Raw genomic sequence first — 15,738 nt, 5'->3', positions numbered from 1 at the left:
ATGCTCCGCCGCCGGTGAGCGCAGGCCGGATTCAGAGATCGTGCATATCGGGGTGAATCGCACCGAGCTGCGCGCTGTCCCAGTAGCCCCGCTGGAGCAGGATCTGCCCGTCACGCACCTGGAAGAACCCGCAGCCACGGAAACCGTCGGGGTCGACCCACTCCAGCGCGCCCCAGGCACCGTCGACGACGAGGGTGAGCGGCGTACAGGTCAGCGGTCCCCCGGCGAAGGTGTCACGGTGAAACTGCTTGATCGCATCTCTGCCCACGACGGGTTCGAGCGCGATCTGGTGGTTCACCGCATCCTCGGCGTACAGCTCCGAAATCCCCTCGGCATCACCGGCATTGAACAACTCGACCCACCGTTCGATCGTTCTGCGAGTATTCACCAGCGGGCGCCCCACACGATCGACTCCACCGCGAGCCGCACGCGACGTCCGGTGCCACCGTCGGCATCACTGGGCGTCACCCACTCGATGGTGGCCTTACCCGAGATGTGCAGCGTCGTGCCCGTCTCGAAATCGACGAAAAGCACCGCGGCGCTGGGATCCACCGCGAGGTTGCCGAAGCTGTTGAACATGTTGTTGCCCGGATAGTCCGGCCACCACAGCTGGTTACCCTCGACGTGGACGAATCCGGGTGGGCCGCCTCGATGGGATGCGTCGGCTCCGCGCGACGGATGGATGGTGCCGAGGAAGAAGGTGTCGGCGTTTGCGATGAGCTGTGCGTGCTCGGCGCTCAGCGTCGACGAGCGTTCGATGGGAGGCGCGGGAATGTCTGTGTGCTCGAGATGGCGTGGGTGAATGTACTTGGGGCAGTTGCCGTATGCCTGGTCGACCGAGATCAACAGACCATCATCACCGACGTGGGCGAGGGTGCCGTTGACCCGGACCCGACGGCGGGTGGCGAACTCGATGGCGAGCATGCCGACCGGCTGATCCGCGGCGAGGTCGTGCAACGGATCCCCGGGAGTCGGTACGGCGTGGACCCGCAGTTCCCGGTCGTGTGCCTGCAGGAATCCCGGCGACGAGTACAGCGGCGACGTCCACAACCGGTCATCGGCGTCGCGGGCGGTCAGTACGGCGAATTCGCGGTGAGCCAGGAAGCCGCTCATACCGCCGTTCAGATCAGGAGTGGCCAACATGGCGTCCCCGAGGCGGGCGGCCTGCGCACGAACACCAGCGCGGTCCTGAACCGCGAGTTCTCCGTCGTGAAACCCCGTGTGCGCAGTCATCTCACCAGCTCGCATGCAGCTCTCAACGTGAGAGTACAGCGGTTATTCCCCGTGGATGTTCAGACCGTGCGCGACGGCGTAGGCCAGCGCCTGATCGATGTCGATCTTCGCGCCGCGCAGGGCGGCAGTGGTCCAGAACGTCGCATCGGTGCGCGCGCCCCGTAGATCCGATTCCTCGAGCCGCGTCTTCTGCAACCGTGCACCGCTGAGGTCGGCGCCGCGCAGTATCGCCTTGCGCAAATCCGTCTCGACGAGGCTGGCCTCACGCAGCCGGCACCCGGACAAGTCGACGCCCCGCAGATCGCAACCACCGAGGACCGCGAGCGTCAGGTCGACCTCGACCAGCTGCAGCGGCCGCAGCCGACATTCAGTGAACACCGATCCCAGCATGCTGCAGTGCTGAAAAGTGCTGTGGTGCAGCCTGGCCCGCTCGAATCGACAGTTACGGAACGCCGAGCCGACATGCTCGGACTCAGCAAGATCGACACCGCGGAAGTCGCACTCGTCGAACACCGCACGCTCGGTGCGTAACCGGCTGAGATCCTCGTCGCGAAAGTCGTGAGCGACGAACTCCCTTTCGACCCAAGCTTCTTCGTCGTCCACCGTTTCAGCCGGGCAGCGAGGACAGGGAGTCGAGCGCGTACTCGGTGACCGCGATCAACGCCTCGCGGCACGAGTGGCGGTCCCTGGCGTCGACCGCGACCACGGGGATGTGATCCGACAGCGCCAGAGCCTTGCGCAGTGCTTGAGTCGAATATGTTGGTGCGCCGTCGAATTCATTGATCGCGATCAGGAACGGCAGGCGTCGCGCTTCGAAGAAGTCGACGGCGGCGAAGCTGTCCTTGAGTCGCCGGACGTCGACCAGGATGACCGCGCCGATCGCGCCGCGGATGAGGTCGTCCCACATGAACCAAAACCGGCGCTGGCCGGGTGTGCCGAACAGGTACAGCACCAGCTCCTCGTCGAGGGTGATTCGGCCGAAGTCCATCGCCACCGTCGTGGTGGTCTTCGACGGTGTCGCTTCCAGGCCGTCGACACCGGCTGACGCGTTGGTGACCAACGCCTCGGTCCGCAGCGGCATGATCTCGGAGACTGCGCCCACGAATGTCGTCTTACCGGCTCCGAACCCGCCGGAGATGACGATCTTGGTCGAGGCGGCGGCCCGCTTCGCCGCGGGGTCCGGCGAGGCATGCCGCCTCTCAGAGTGCCCTGAGGCCACGCAGCGTCCTTCCTATGAGGTCCCGTCGTTCGTCGTCGGTCACCGAATCGCCGAGGGTGGTGTGCACCTGCAGATAACCCTGCGTCACGAGGTCACCGATCAGCACCCGCGCCACGCCGAGCGGTAAGGCCAAACCGGCGGCGATCTCGGCCACCGATGGAATTTCGTCGCTCATCGTGAGGATCTGGCCCCGTACGTCGTTCCCCGGCCAGCGCGGCGCCCTGGTCGTCGTGAGCTTCCCGATGGGCGCTTCCAACGGCAGATGGAACCGGGGCTCCGTGCGGCCGGCCGTCAGCGTGTAGGGCCGGACCAGACTCGGTTCGTCAGCGACCTCCCGCTCCCAGTTGTCCATCGGCCGCTCACATGTGCTGAGGTGCACGCCGCCGCGACGACTGCACCACGGCGCCCACCCGTTCCACCAGAATCGCCATCTCGTAACCGATTTGGCCGATGTCGCAATTGCGCGATGCGAGCGTCGCCAGGTTCGAACCGTCACCGACGCGCATCAACAGCAGATAACCGTTCTCCATCTCGACGATTGACTGCATGACGTAGCCGCCGTCGAACAGCTGCGCGGCGCCCGTCGACAGACTGGCCAGCCCGGAGGCGACCGCGGCCAGCTGGTCGGCGCGTTCGACCGGGATGTGCTCACTAGAAGCCATCAAGAGCCCGTCGGCGGACACCAGGACCGCGTGGGTGACCCCGGATACCTCGTGCGCGAATTTCGAGACCAGCCAGTCGAGCGAATCGCGCTGCGTCGATCGTGGCGGGTACGTCATTAGCTATCTGTTCCTCTGGTCTCTCGCGCGTGCGAGCGGCCCGCGTGAACACCACCGAAATGGCTGCTGATACTCGCACGGACAGCATCGGGATCGCGCTGCGGCAATGCGCCGCCTGCGGATGATGCGTCCGGCCCCGGAGAGCCGAACTCAGCCGCCGATGCTACCTCGTCGGCACCCTCGGCGTTCCCCTGCACGCCGCCGCTACGGTCGTGCCCAGCGTCACTACCTGCGAATTCAGCCGCGCCGGGGACCAGCCGCGCACCGGGCTCGCGCACCGGCAGGCCCTCCTCGGTGTGCTGCTCGACCGGAGCCTCGTCCGCGGCTTCCGCTGCCGACCAGCCGCTGTCCCACACCGATTCCCAGTTCAGATCGGCGCTGTTGGCCAGCTCAGTCGGGTCGACCAGCCATTCGGAGAGCATCTTCTGGTAGATGGCATCGTCTGAGCCGGCTGTGGCCGACGGCTCCGGCTCGGGCTGCGGTTGGACCTGTGGTTCGGGCTCGGGGGCGGACACCGCGTTACTCGCGGCCTGCTGCCGGGCGGCGAAGAACCCCGAGGTGTCGACCGGCCGCTCGGTGGGCGCAGGAGGTGCAACCCACTCGTCGACCGGTTCGCGGTCTCCGAACTCAGCCGTCTGAGCGGGCATCGAGTCCTCGGGCCACTCGTCTTCTGGCCACTCGTCGGCGGGCCACTCGTCCTCGGGCGCCGCATCCGCGGGCGGCCCGAGCGATGCGGGGACGTCGGAGATACCGCTGGCGCCGGGGTCGCGTTGCGGCAACAACGCGACCGGTACGTCGGAGTGGCCGTTGCGGGCCTGCGGCTCGTCGTCGTAGTCGCCCCAGCCGTCCCCGTGGTCGTCGAGAGCCAGCGCGGTCGTGATACCCGCGTGCGCGTCGGCCGCGTATTCAGGCTCGCTGAATTGGTGCGGCGCATCGGCTCCGCCGAGGAGTTCGGCGGGCACGTAGACCCCGGCCGTGGTGCCCGAATTCGGTTCGCCCGCAATGGTGCTGCGCAGTCTTACCACCAGACCGTGCTGCATCGCGAGCCGTCCGACCACGAACAGGCCCATATGCCGAGCGGTATAGGGGGTGACCTCACCGCCGGACTGCAGACGCGTATTCGCGACCCGCAGATCCGAGTCCGTCATACCCAGGCCGATATCGCTGACCTCGATGACGAGGCCACCTTGACCGGTGTGCACCGCGGACACGCGCACCTGTGAGATCGGCGGCGAGTAGCGCAAAGCGTTGTCGAGCAGCTCGGCCACCAGATGGACAAGGTCGCCCGCCACGGAGCCGGCGACCTCGCTGTCGGGCACCGTCGCGGTCACCACGCGGGTGTAGTCCTCGACCTCGGAGGCCGCCGCGTTGATGATCGCCGAGACCGGCACCGGCTCGGCCTGCTCGCGCGGGACCTTCGCACCGGCGAGCACCAGTAGGTTGGCGCCGTTGCGGCGCATCCTGGCCGCGAGGTGATCAAGGCGGAACAGGCTTTCCAGCCGCTCGGGATCCTCTTCGTTGCGCTCGAGCCGGTCGATGAGCGACAGCTGCTGGTCGACCAGTGAGCGACTGCGCCGCGACAGAGTCTCGAACATGTCGCCGACCTGGAGCTGAAGCCGCGACTGCTCACCGGCGAGCAGTACCGCCTGCTCGTGCAATTCGTCGACAGCGTGCGCAACCTGCCCCACCTCCTCGGAGGTGTACACGGGAATCGGATCGATCGGTCCCGGATCGCCACCGGCACGCACGTGCTCGATCTCGCGGGCCAGGTCGTCATGGGCGACGCGAAGGGCGCTGTCGCGCAGGCGGCGCAGCGGGCGCACCAGCGACAGCGCCACCACGAAAACGACGATCAGGGCCAGCAGCATGGCGCCGCCGATGATCGCCGCATCCCGGATGGCGGCGGTGCGCTGCGCGGCGGCCCGCTCCTCCACCGTCGATGTCACCCAAGTGGAGGTGTCGCTGATGATTTGAGTTGCGATCTGGTCCGTCACCGTCTCGGATGCGCGCAGGTCGGGATTGTTGACCAGGACGGCGGCCGGATCGGACATGATCGCCAGTCGTTTGACCATCTCCCCCTGTAGCTGTTGAGCCGCAGCCGAGCCGACACCGAGCACCTGGCTCATCCCGAACAGCGTCGAAGGCTCAGTACCGGCGAGCGCGATCATCCTGGTGCGCAGCTCGGGTTCCGGCAGTTCACCGCCGAGATTGACGAGTAGCTGCTGCATCATCATCTGACCGCGGGCACCGACCGCGCGGGACAGCCCGAGGGTCTCGGCAGTGATGCGCTCATCGTCGACGCGCACCGACCCGGTGATGGCGTCCTCTGCGGTCAGCAGGACCGGCGCGTAGGTGGTGACGCGGTCGAACAGGTTGATGTTGTTGGCGGCGACCCTGTCCATCAGCGCCTGGCCGCCCTCGATCATGCTCGTGACGCCCTTGCTGACGTCGTCGGCGATGTCGGTGTCGGATACCCGGCGCTGCAATTCTTGCCTGCTGGAATCGAACTCGGTGAGCGCGGACTGCGGATCGCCGCCGGTCGAACTCGCCAACATTGCACGGTCGAGTGCCGCCATGTAGTTCACGATCGCGGGGACCATTTCGGCGCGGTCGGCGGCGCGGCGCAAATCCGTTGCTTCGGTGACGCTGCTGTGGATGCGCAACCCACCAAAGGCGCCTGCGAGAACGAGTGGCACCAATACGATCGCGAACACTTTCCAGCGGACCGGCCAATTGGAAACCGACCAACGGCTAGGCCTCTTGGGCGGTGGCGCGGTTTTGAATTCGAAATTGGCAGATGCATCGCCCGACGATGCGAGCTGCGAGAACACACTCATCCGCGTGTTCCCGCGTGTCGATATTCCAGTTTTGGAGCGTGGTTCATATGCTTCCTGATAATTCGCCCGCTCAGCGGGCTGGCGGTGTGCGCCTGGCAATTGCTCGAGTATGCCAGCCGTGCCGTGCTGGTTCCACAATTCTTACTGAACAGACAGAGTTCATAAGGGCACGTTCTTGTCGCTTTGCGATAACAGAGCAAACACGTTTTCAGCGTATTCGTGACGCCGTTCGACAAATGCCCCGCCGATCCTGCGGCCGCACGTCACCTCATAGCGCGCGCCATCGCGATATGCCCTTCAAAGCCAAGCCGCGTCGCCATGGCGCGGTAACGGGCAGCGCACTCCCGGTAGGCGAATTCGTCGTCGCGTGCACGAGCAAGCAGTGCTCGTAGCCGCAGAAGCGGCAGCTCATAAAAGACAAATCCCGGTTCTATAGGGCAAGCTGCCAGCCTGTTGACGACGGCCTGTGCTTCGCGCAGATCCGGCTCGGTGCCGCGACGCAGCAGCGGGTCCACCAGCGCGGTTGCGGCGGGACCGCGGTTGATCACTTCGCCGCGGCCGAAGACGTGCTCGACGGTAGCGCGGGCGACGTCGATAGCCCCGTCGAAATTCCCGGTGCGTGTCTTGTGTCCCGCGAGATTGATGTCGGCTGTAGTCGCCGTGAGAAGGTCTCCATGCCGAAACGCTTGTTGACGACCACTGACGAGCAGATCCAAGCCGACACCATCGTTCGCTTCCTGCGCATAGAGCAGCAAGCTGCCGTGAATGATCCGCGCCCACGCCAGCGAAACGTCATCGCCGGACCTCTCGGCAGTGCGAAGTGCATCTGCGGTATGGCCGAGCACCACTGGGTCCGGCACGAGCGCGCCGTTCTGGAAGGCCGCCCCGTAGCCATATGTGGTGACAGCGGCCTGCGTCATGCCTTGCGCGGTGCGAGCCATTGCCACGCCCGCCTGCAGGTCCTCGCGCCAGCCCGACTGTCCCAGGCTGCAACGCGCGAGCCCGCGCAGGGTCGTCACCCAAGCCAGGGGCGATTCGAAGAAAAAGTTGCCCAGGGTGGCGTCGCCATCGGCGACGTCGATTGCCCGCTGGAACAATCGCAGTGCATCGGTGATTTGACCCGCTTCGAACATGCCGTGGGTAGCGGTGTTGAGCAGCATGATCAGTGCGGGGTCACCAGTCGACTCCAGAAGCCGAACGTATTCGGGAGCCAGCGCTCGCAATTCGTCGAGTCGATGGTTGAGAGTCATCGCCACAAGCACCCCCGATGTGCCCATCACGAAGGACATTTGGTCGCTCGCTGCATCGCAGAGGTCACGCAGTTCGTCGAAGCCGGAACCCTCCAGATCGGCACCACCGGCGCGCCAGGTGAAACCGCAGAGGAGTGTGCGGGGAGCGATGCGCATCGACATGTGGTCAGGCTCATCCTCAGGCAGGCGATCGGCGACGTTCCTGGCCCGCTCCCAACTCGCTCGTGCCGCGCCGATGTCGCGATTCGTCAGCCAGGTCGCGGCACGCATGTGCCAATCGAACGCCTCCCTCAGGTCCCCGGCAGCCTCCAAGTGAGTGGCAATCAGCGCGGCGTTGTTCTCAACCGCCAACGGATCGATCTCTTGGATCGCCGCCGCTACCCGGCGGTGCAGCAGCGAGCGGTCGGCCAGCAGTTGCGACTCGTACGCCACGGCGCGGATCAAAGGGTGACGGAACGCGTACTCGGCTCGCGCCGACGCCGTGACCGGATCCAGTAGCTCGGCATCGACGAGTTCGCTCAACGCTGTGCGTGATTCGACGCGGACGAGTAACTCCCCGTCGAACCGGGAGCCGATGACCGCTGCGGCACTCAATGTGCGTTTGGCGGTGCTACCAAGACGATCGATGCGTGCGGCGATGGTCGCCTGCACGCTGGCGGGAACACTGACCTGTGCGGAGTCCACGCGGAGCGCGTAAGCCCCCGAATTCCCATCGAAGACGCCACGTTCGACTAGATCGCGCACGATCTCCTCGACAAAAAATGGGTTCCCAGCGGCTCGTTCGGTCACCTGAGCCGAGAGCGCTGCAATCGAAGGGTGTACACCGAGCAACTCGTTCACCATCGACGAGATGTGCGAAACCTCAAGGGATGCAAGCGAGATGGTCTGGCAGTCGGATATTCTGGTCAGTGCACCTTGGTATTCGGGGCGATAGGTGATCAAGACAAGCGACCGCGTCTGTTGAAGGACGGGTACCAAATCGTTCAACATCGATTCGCTCACATCGTCGATCCAGTGTGCGTCCTCGATGAGGTACAGGGTCGGCGCAGTCCGCGTCGTCGCGGCCCTGTTGACAAGCCGTGACAGGCGACGGCGGCGAGCATCCGGGTCGATATCAACTGCGCCTGTGTCGGTCTCACGTATTCCGAGCAGATCGTCGAGCAGTCGCAGATCCTCTAGATCTGCACCGGGAAGCTGTGCCCGTACGCGCTGGCGCGCGGTCTCGAAGGTCATGCCGTCAATGTCGAACAGTGCTCGCAACAGTCCCACCGCGGCATGGAAGGCGATGTCGCGCGCGTGGGACTGACACAACGTTGAAAGCACCGCGACGTCATGTCGGCTCGCCATTGCCGCAGTCTCGCGAACCAGTCGGGTTTTACCGATACCAGCCGGCCCGACGATTCCGACAACACAGCCGGCGCCATAAACCGTCCGGCCAAGTGCCGCTTCAAGCGTCGCGACTTCCTGCTCGCGTCCGACCAGAGTCGATTCCTGAGTGCCGACCCACCTGCGCTCGCCAATTCCCCGCAGACGATATGCAGGAAGGGGTTCACGGGCACCCTTGACGCGCACCATTTCCATCTCGTCCAGCACGGCTGCGTCGGCCACAAGGCGTGCGGTGGACTGGCTGAGCATCACCCCACCCGCGGGGGCCACCGACTCCATCCGCTGTGCCATCCCGACTTGCTCGCCTATCGCGGTGTATCCGAACGGGCCCGACCCCAGCTCACCGGCGATCACCTCACCGGAGTTCAGCCCGACCCGGAGTTGTAGCTCGACACCGTCGCGCCGCTGCACCTCACCGGCGAAAGCCTCTCCGTCCTCTTGGATAGCCAGCGCCGATAGACAAGCGCGCACCGCGTGATCCTCCAGGGCCGTTGGAGCACCGAATAGCGCCATGATGCCGTCGCCGGTGAACTTGTCGACGGTGCCTCCGTAGCGCTGGACCACGTGCGCTGCGCGGTTCACGAGCGAAGTCATGATCTCGCGAAGACGTTCGGCCCCGACCGCAGCGGCTATGTCCATCGAATGAACCACGTCGGCAAACAGGACTGTCACCTGCTTGTATTCGGCCGGCTGGGTAGCGACCGCAACGGCGACGCCACACTCGTGGCAAAACTTCGCATTCTCGGGCAGATCGGTGCCGCAAGTCACGCACGCAACACCGGCGACTGTCATGCGAGCACTGCCGATCCGCGGCTTGCGACCGCCCCCATAGGCCAAGACTAGGCGGGGGGCACCCATAAGGCGGGGTATTGACGCATCCGTCAAAGATTGGGGTTTCGATCGGCGCGGTGGGCAACGTCCGCGGTTGACCTCCGCAAATTCGACCGCCGAGCTGAGCATGTTGAAAGAATCGCGTGTTGTGTTCAAGGTGCTGTTCTTCTCGCCGCGCATCGCACCCAACACCGGCAATGCGATTCGAATGGTCGCCGCAACCGGCTGCGAATTGCATCTCGTCGAGCCGCTCGGATTCGATCTGTCCGAACCCAAATTACGGCGTGCCGGACTGGACTACCACGACCTCGCGTCGGTCACGGTTCACCGCGACCTGGCGGCCGCGTGGGAAGCGATTGCACCGCAGCGCGTGTACGCATTCACCGCACATGCCAGCGAACGGTTCGACAACGTCAGCTATGAGCCGGGCGACGTGGTGATGTTCGGTCCCGAACCCACCGGCCTGGACGCGGCAACGCTGGCCGACCCGCGCATCACCGCGCAGCTACGCATCCCGATGCTCGTGGGTCGACGGTCGCTCAACCTCTCCAACGCCGCCGCGGTCGTCGTCTACGAGGCGTGGCGGCAGCAGGGATTCAGTGGCGCGGTCTGAATCACCACGAGTTCCAGTGCGTCAGCTGCTCGGCGGGCAGCCGCTTGGCAGGCCGGAAATCGGTGCCCTTCGTGTAAGCGATCGGAAACAGGCCGCCCTGGCGGTACTCGTCGAACGGAATGCCGAGAACCTCGGCGGCCAGCTGCTCGCCCTTACCAACGAGATGCAACGTCGTCCACGCCGAGCCGAGGCCACGCGAGCGCAGGGCCAGCATGTAACTCCAGACCGCGGGTAGCAGCGAGCCCCAGAACCCGGCGCTGCCGGCAACCGCGTCGTCCGGGCTGCCCGCCAAGCAGGGAACCAACATCACCGGAACCTCGTGGAAGTGCTCGGCGAGGTACTTGGCGGAATCGGTGACGCGCGGGCGCTGCTCGTCGCGTTCGTCGCCGTAGGTGGGCTTCGGCATTTCGAGATACCGCTCGGCGTTGTGGCGGTAGATGTCGGCGAGCGCCTTCTTCTTCTCGGGGTCGTCGACGAAGACCCACTGCCAACCCTGTGCGTTCGATCCGGTCGGCGCCTGCAGCGATAGCTCGAGACACTCCATCAACACCTCGCGCGACACCGGCTTCTCCAGATCCAGTCGCTTGCGTACCGAACGCGTAGTGGTCAGGACTTCATCGACGGAGAGGTTGAGTGTCATGCCCGGAGACTACATTCGGCGGCATGGCAGTCGAATACACACAAGAGGTTTCCGACCGACTTTCGGCCGATCATTCGGGCTGGTTGACCACGGTGGCCAGATCCGGCCAGCCCGTGCCGCGACTGGTGTGGTTCTACTTCGATGGCAAGGATGTCATCGTCTATTCGGAACCCAACGCCGCGAAGGTTCGGCACATCAAAAACCATCCCCGCGTCAGCCTGAACCTGGATTCCGACGGAACCGGGTCGGGCGTCATCGTCGTGGGCGGCGAGGCCACCGTAGACGCGGAGAACGCGGATCCGTTGCAGGACGAGCGATATCGCGCGAAATACGGGGAGCTCGCGGCCAGCCTGGGCTTCACCGACGAGTTCCTGTCGGCCTACAACCTACGGTTGAAGATCAGCGTCGACAAGGTGTGGACCACCCCGACCGAGGGCTAGACCGGTTTCACCTCGGGCGCAGGACGCAACGTCACAGCGCACAACCCGACCGTGGCGATGACGACGAACGACGTTTTCGCTCCCACCGCGTCGATGAGCGCGCCCGCCGCGGGCGCTCCCAATGCCTGCCCGGCTGCGATCGTGAAGAAAGCCACGCCGACCCCGAACGACGTTCTATCCGGATACAGGCGCGTACTCCACAACAGCAGCAGGCCGGTCAACGCGATGTAAGCGGCGCCGAACATCGTGGCGGCGGCGACCACCACAACGAATTCGGAAGGTGCCGCGGCCAGCAACAGCGTCGCCGCGGCCATCGTCGCGGTGGCGGCCAACCACGACCGTCGCAATCCGATCCGTTGCACCGCATCACCGGCCAGGGCCCCGGCGACACCCGCCGCGCCGAGGACGATCCACATGATCGATGAGCGCGTAGCGTCTGCCTCCCCGACAGTCGTGATCAAGTCGCGGCCAAATGTCCACACCGCGGAACTACCCACCCCGAACAGCAGCGCACCGATCAACATCGTCACAGTGCCTGCGCGCCAGAATGATCCGACTGAATCCGTGGCGCGCGACCGCGTTGTCGAAGGGACGGAGCGAGCGACCCATATCGTCACCGCTGCGGCGAGAGTCGCATACACAGACCAGGCCGCGCGCCACTGATCCAACAGCAGCAGGGCGACCGGGGCGGACAGCACCACGCCGATTCCGGTACCTCCGTTGACCACCGTCTGCGCCCGGTCCGCCTTCGCGGCGGGAACGAACTGCGCGACGGCTGCGGCCAGCGGCGGCGATGCGATCCCGGTGCTACAACCCGCGACCAGGACGCCCAGCGCCAGAACCCACCCTGACGGCGCCGCCGCGATGATCGAAAGGCCCACCGTGGCAACCACTCCGGCGAGGACAGCAACGCGCCGGGAACCGATTCGCTCTGTCAGTAGCAGGCTGAGGATGATCGCGGCGCAGTATCCGATGTAGCTCCCTGCGCCGATGACTCCGGTGAGGGCGCCGTCGAGCTCGAAGACGTCGGCGAAGACGGGCGTGAACAACCCGTAGGCGAACCGGGCGAACCCGTAGCAACAGGCAATGAGTGCTGTTCCCGCGCCGATGAGGAAGTACAGCGAGCGGGACACGTCTCAACAGTAGCGAGGGCCAGGTCATCTGCCGGGCCCGACGTTCCGCTTCGCTGCGCTCAGCGAAAATCGCGGGACTTCGATGCCACCCGCATGTCGAGGTTGCCCATGCGGTCTGCGACGACGGTGACCGCGCCAGTGGCGTTCTGCACCTGACCGCGGATCAACAATGCCGACGCAGTCTGGGCCAGCTTGCGGTGCCGTGCCCAAACCCCCCGCGAACACACGACGTTGACCATTCCGGTCTCGTCCTCGAGATTGATGAACGTGACCCCTTGTGCCGTCGCCGGCCGCTGGCGGTGAGTCACCGCGCCGGCCACCAGCACCCGCGTCCCGTCGGGTACCTCCAGCAGCTTGTCGGCCGGAACGACGCCGAGGGCGTCGAGGTTCTCGCGCAGGAACTGGGTCGGATAACTGTCGGACGATACGCCCGTCGCCCATACGTCGGCGGCTGCCAGTTCCAGTTCGGTCATCCCGGGCAGCGAGGGGATCTGCGATGACGCCCCCACTCCTGGCAGCCGGCCGGGACGCTGGGTGGCGGCCGCACCCGCAGCCCACAACCCTTCGCGTCGGGTGATCCCGAAGCAGCCCAGCGCGCCGGCGGTGGCCAGCGCCTCGGTCTGCGGAACACTGAGTTGAATCCGCTGGGTGAGGCCCACCAGAGAAGTGAACGCTCCGTTGGCTTCTCGTTCGTCGACGATACGTTCGGCCAGCTCGTCACCGATGTGGCGGACACTGCCGAGTCCCAATCTGACCGCGTTCCCGGCGTCCTCCAAGGTGGCATGCGCGACGCTGGCATTGACGTCCGGCCCGTGGACGGTGACCCCGTGCCTGCGGGCGTCAGCCACCAGCGACTGCGGCGAGTAGAAGCCCATCGGCTGTGCCCGCAGCAGCGCCGCGCAGAACGCCGCCGGATGATGCAACTTGAACCACGACGAATAGAACACCAGCGAGGCGAAGCTCAGCGAATGGCTTTCCGGGAAACCGAAGTTGGCGAACGCTTCCAATTTCTCGTAGATCCGGTCGGCGACGTCGCCCGTGATACCGTGCCGCGCGCGCATACCGTCGTAGAACCTGCCCCGCAGCCGTCGCATCCGCTCGGTGGAACGTTTGGATCCCATCGCGCGACGTAACTGATCGGCCTCGGCGGCGGAGAAGCCCGCACAGTCCACCGCAAGTTGCATGAGCTGTTCCTGAAACAGGGGTACACCCAGGGTCTTTCGCAGGGCGGCTGCCATCGACGGGTGTTCGTAGGTGACGCGTTCGTCCCCGTTGCGCCGTTTGATGTACGGATGGACCGACCCGCCCTGGATCGGGCCAGGGCGAATCAGCGCCACCTCGACGACCAGGTCGTAGAACACTCTCGGCTTCAGCCGGGGCAACGTGGCCATCTGCGCGCGGGACTCCACCTGGAACACCCCGACGGAGTCGGCGCGCTGCAGCATCTCGTACACCGCGGGCTCGGACAGGTCCAGCTTGGACAGGTCGACCTCGAGACCCTTGTGCTCACGCACCAGGTCGATGCAGTAGTGCAGCGCCGAGAGCATACCGAGGCCGAGTAGGTCGAACTTCACCAAACCGATTGCCGCGCAGTCGTCTTTGTCCCACTGGAGCACGCTGCGGTTCTCCATCCGCGCCCATTCCACCGGGCAGACGTCGGCGATGGGGCGGTCGCAGATCACCATGCCGCCCGAGTGGATGCCCATGTGCCTGGGCAGGTTGGAGATCTGCACGGCCAGGTCGATCACCGGTTCTGGAACGTCCTCGACGTGTGTTGCCTCGGTCAGGTCGCCCCACTGGCCGATCTGCTTGCTCCACGCGTCCTGTTGCCCCTGAGAGAACCCCAGAGCGCGGGCCATGTCGCGCACGGCGCTGCGTCCCCGGTAGGTGATGACGTTGGCCACTTGGGCGGCATAGTCGCGGCCGTAGCGGTTGTAGACGTACTGGATTGCCTTCTCACGCAGATCCGATTCGATGTCGATGTCGATATCCGGAGGTCCGTCACGCGCCGGCGACAGGAACCGCTCGAACAGCAGCTCGTTGGCAATCGGGTCGACGTTGGTGACGCCGAGGGCGTAACAGACGGCAGAATTGGCCGCCGATCCCCTGCCCTGGGCCAGGATGTTGTTCTCCTTGCAAAACCGGGTGATGTCGTGCACCACCAGGAAATAGCCCGGAAATGTCAGCTGTTCAATGATTTTCAGCTCATGCTCGATCTGGGAGTACGCCCGCTGGGCACGCTCGGGTGGCCCGTACCGGTTTCGAGCACCCGCCATGACGAGGTGCCTCAGCCAGCTGTCTTCGGTGTGCCCCTTCGGCACGTCGAAGGGCGGCAACTGCGGGGCGATCAGTGCGAGGCCGAACGCGCACTGCTCGCCCAGGTCTGCCGCCGCCGTCACCACCTCGGGACGGTCGGCGAAGAGTCGCGCCATCTCCCCCCCCGATCGCAGGTGCGAACCGCCCAGCGGGGCAAGGTAACCGGCCGCCTCGTCCATGGAATGCCGAGCGCGGATCGCCCCCATGGCCATGGCCAGCCTGCCGCGGGACGGTTCGGCGAAGTGTGCGCCGGTGGTCGCGACGACGCCGACTCCCAATCTGGGCGCCAGCTCGGCGAGCGCGGCGTTGCGTTCGTCGTCGCAGGGGTGCCCGTGATGGGTGAGCTCGATGCTGACCCGGTCGCGGCCGAACCGGTCCACCAGATCGACGAGTGCCGTGGCCGCCGCGTCTGGACCGCCTTCGGAAAATGCCTGGCGGACATGGCCTTTACGACATCCGGTGAGGATGTGCCAGTGACCGCCCGCCGCCTCGGTCAACGCGTCGTAGTCGTAGCGCAGCTTTCCCTTCTCACCGCCCGCCAGATGCGCCTTTGCGAGCTCGCGCGACAGACGCCGGTACCCCTCCGGGCCGCGGGCCAGCACCAGCAGATGCGGGCCCGGCGGGTCGGGATCCTCGGTCCGGTCACCTCCGCCGAGTGACAGTTCCGCGCCGAACACCGTCTGCACGTCGAGTTCCTTGGCGGCCTCGGCGAAACGCACCACCCCGTAGAGCCCGTCGTGGTCGGTCAGCGCGATGGCGCGCAGATCGAGCCTGGCGGCCTCCTCGACGAGTTCCTCCGGTGTGCTCGCGCCATCGAGGAAGCTGTACGCCGAATGCGTATGCAACTCCGCGTACGGAACCGACGATCCGGAGCGGTCGATGTCCAGCGGCTCGTAGGACCCGCGCTTGCGCGACCAGGCCGGACTGTCGCCTCCGTCGCCGACCTGCTGGTCGATGGGCCAGCCGGCACGGCGGGGTTTGCCGTTGAGGACACGCTCCATTTCCGTCCAGCTCGGCGGTCCAGTGTGCCAGCCCATCCACGCAGTCTATCGAACACATGT

General features: G+C 65.7%; 13 protein-coding genes. 2 read left to right on the top strand and 11 right to left on the bottom strand.

Features of this window, described 5'->3' with window-relative positions:
* Positions 1-31: 31 nt before the first annotated feature.
* The 8 genes from ACIA48_RS18460 to ACIA48_RS18425 form a co-directional block, all read right to left on the bottom strand.
* A complete protein-coding gene (locus ACIA48_RS18460; RefSeq protein ID WP_396734442.1) occupies positions 32-388 on the bottom strand; it encodes a nuclear transport factor 2 family protein in 357 nt (118 codons plus the stop codon).
* On the bottom strand, positions 385-1,233 hold the full coding sequence (locus tag ACIA48_RS18455; RefSeq protein WP_396734440.1) for a pyridoxamine 5'-phosphate oxidase family protein: 849 nt from the start codon (positions 1,231-1,233) through the stop codon (positions 385-387). Before ACIA48_RS18455 ends, ACIA48_RS18460 begins: the two co-directional genes overlap by 4 nt.
* Positions 1,234-1,275: 42 nt before the next feature.
* Positions 1,276-1,836: a pentapeptide repeat-containing protein gene (locus tag ACIA48_RS18450; RefSeq protein WP_396734437.1), complete on the bottom strand. Its 561-nt coding sequence runs from the start codon at positions 1,834-1,836 to the stop codon at positions 1,276-1,278.
* A 4-nt stretch (positions 1,837-1,840) separates the two neighbouring features.
* Complete coding sequence (locus ACIA48_RS18445; protein ID WP_396735081.1) at positions 1,841-2,377, bottom strand: GTP-binding protein; 537 nt, start codon at positions 2,375-2,377, stop codon at positions 1,841-1,843.
* 55 nt (positions 2,378-2,432) lie between these two features.
* Positions 2,433-2,804, bottom strand: coding sequence for a DUF742 domain-containing protein (locus ACIA48_RS18440; RefSeq protein WP_396734434.1), 372 nt, complete (start codon positions 2,802-2,804; stop codon positions 2,433-2,435).
* Between the two features lie 7 nt (positions 2,805-2,811).
* A complete protein-coding gene (locus tag ACIA48_RS18435; RefSeq protein WP_396734431.1) occupies positions 2,812-3,231 on the bottom strand; it encodes a roadblock/LC7 domain-containing protein in 420 nt (139 codons plus the stop codon).
* A complete protein-coding gene (locus ACIA48_RS18430) occupies positions 3,231-6,068 on the bottom strand; it encodes an ATP-binding protein (RefSeq protein WP_396734428.1) in 2,838 nt (945 codons plus the stop codon). The genes ACIA48_RS18435 and ACIA48_RS18430 overlap by 1 nt, the downstream gene beginning before the upstream one ends.
* A gap of 263 nt (positions 6,069-6,331) precedes the next feature.
* The gene (locus ACIA48_RS18425; protein WP_396734425.1) at positions 6,332-9,496 is read right to left on the bottom strand and encodes an adenylate/guanylate cyclase domain-containing protein; all 3,165 of its coding nucleotides are present in this window, start codon (positions 9,494-9,496) and stop codon (positions 6,332-6,334) included.
* Positions 9,497-9,683: 187 nt separating this feature from the next.
* Here ACIA48_RS18425 and ACIA48_RS18420 point away from each other — a divergent pair, with 187 nt between their 5' ends.
* Complete coding sequence (locus ACIA48_RS18420; protein ID WP_396735078.1) at positions 9,684-10,148, top strand: tRNA (cytidine(34)-2'-O)-methyltransferase; 465 nt, start codon at positions 9,684-9,686, stop codon at positions 10,146-10,148.
* Position 10,149: 1 nt separating this feature from the next.
* Here ACIA48_RS18420 and ACIA48_RS18415 read toward each other — a convergent pair whose 3' ends face one another.
* On the bottom strand, positions 10,150-10,788 hold the full coding sequence (locus ACIA48_RS18415) for a nitroreductase family protein (protein WP_396734423.1): 639 nt from the start codon (positions 10,786-10,788) through the stop codon (positions 10,150-10,152).
* 23 nt (positions 10,789-10,811) lie between these two features.
* Between ACIA48_RS18415 and ACIA48_RS18410 the strand changes: the two genes are divergently transcribed.
* Entirely contained in the window at positions 10,812-11,228 is a 417-nt protein-coding gene (locus tag ACIA48_RS18410) for a TIGR03667 family PPOX class F420-dependent oxidoreductase (RefSeq protein ID WP_396734420.1), read from the top strand.
* On the opposite strand, the gene ACIA48_RS18405 is transcribed toward ACIA48_RS18410, so the two are convergent.
* Positions 11,225-12,361 carry an MFS transporter gene (locus ACIA48_RS18405; RefSeq protein ID WP_396734417.1) on the bottom strand — a complete coding sequence of 379 codons (1,137 nt, stop codon included), beginning with the start codon at positions 12,359-12,361 and terminating at the stop codon, positions 11,225-11,227. The two genes, ACIA48_RS18410 and ACIA48_RS18405, sit on opposite strands and share 4 nt — an antisense overlap.
* A gap of 59 nt (positions 12,362-12,420) precedes the next feature.
* Positions 12,421-15,714, bottom strand: a complete 3,294-nt coding sequence (locus ACIA48_RS18400; protein ID WP_396734414.1) for an error-prone DNA polymerase — start codon at positions 15,712-15,714, stop codon at positions 12,421-12,423.
* Between the last annotated feature and the right edge of the window lie 24 nt (positions 15,715-15,738).

It is taken from the genome of Mycobacterium sp. NPDC051804 (assembly GCF_044452905.1).
In the GTDB taxonomy this organism is placed as follows: Bacteria; Actinomycetota; Actinomycetes; order Mycobacteriales; family Mycobacteriaceae; genus Mycobacterium.
Note: the sequence above shows the minus strand (reverse complement) of the source record. Positions and strands in the feature narration are given on the sequence as shown.

Bases quoted from the DNA above. Each gene is read 5' to 3' on its own strand.
- ACIA48_RS18455 (WP_396734440.1), bottom strand. From the start codon at position 1,233: ATGACTGCGCACACGGGGTTTCACGACGGAGAACTCGCGGTTCAGGAC.
- ACIA48_RS18400 (WP_396734414.1), bottom strand. From the start codon at position 15,714: ATGGGCTGGCACACTGGACCGCCGAGCTGGACGGAAATGGAGCGTGTC.
- ACIA48_RS18430 (WP_396734428.1), bottom strand. From the start codon at position 6,068: ATGAGTGTGTTCTCGCAGCTCGCATCGTCGGGCGATGCATCTGCCAAT.
- ACIA48_RS18415 (WP_396734423.1), bottom strand. From the start codon at position 10,788: ATGACACTCAACCTCTCCGTCGATGAAGTCCTGACCACTACGCGTTCG.
- ACIA48_RS18425 (WP_396734425.1), bottom strand. From the start codon at position 9,496: ATGACAGTCGCCGGTGTTGCGTGCGTGACTTGCGGCACCGATCTGCCC.
- ACIA48_RS18435 (WP_396734431.1), bottom strand. From the start codon at position 3,231: ATGACGTACCCGCCACGATCGACGCAGCGCGATTCGCTCGACTGGCTG.
- ACIA48_RS18410 (WP_396734420.1), top strand. From the start codon at position 10,812: ATGGCAGTCGAATACACACAAGAGGTTTCCGACCGACTTTCGGCCGAT.
- ACIA48_RS18440 (WP_396734434.1), bottom strand. From the start codon at position 2,804: ATGGACAACTGGGAGCGGGAGGTCGCTGACGAACCGAGTCTGGTCCGG.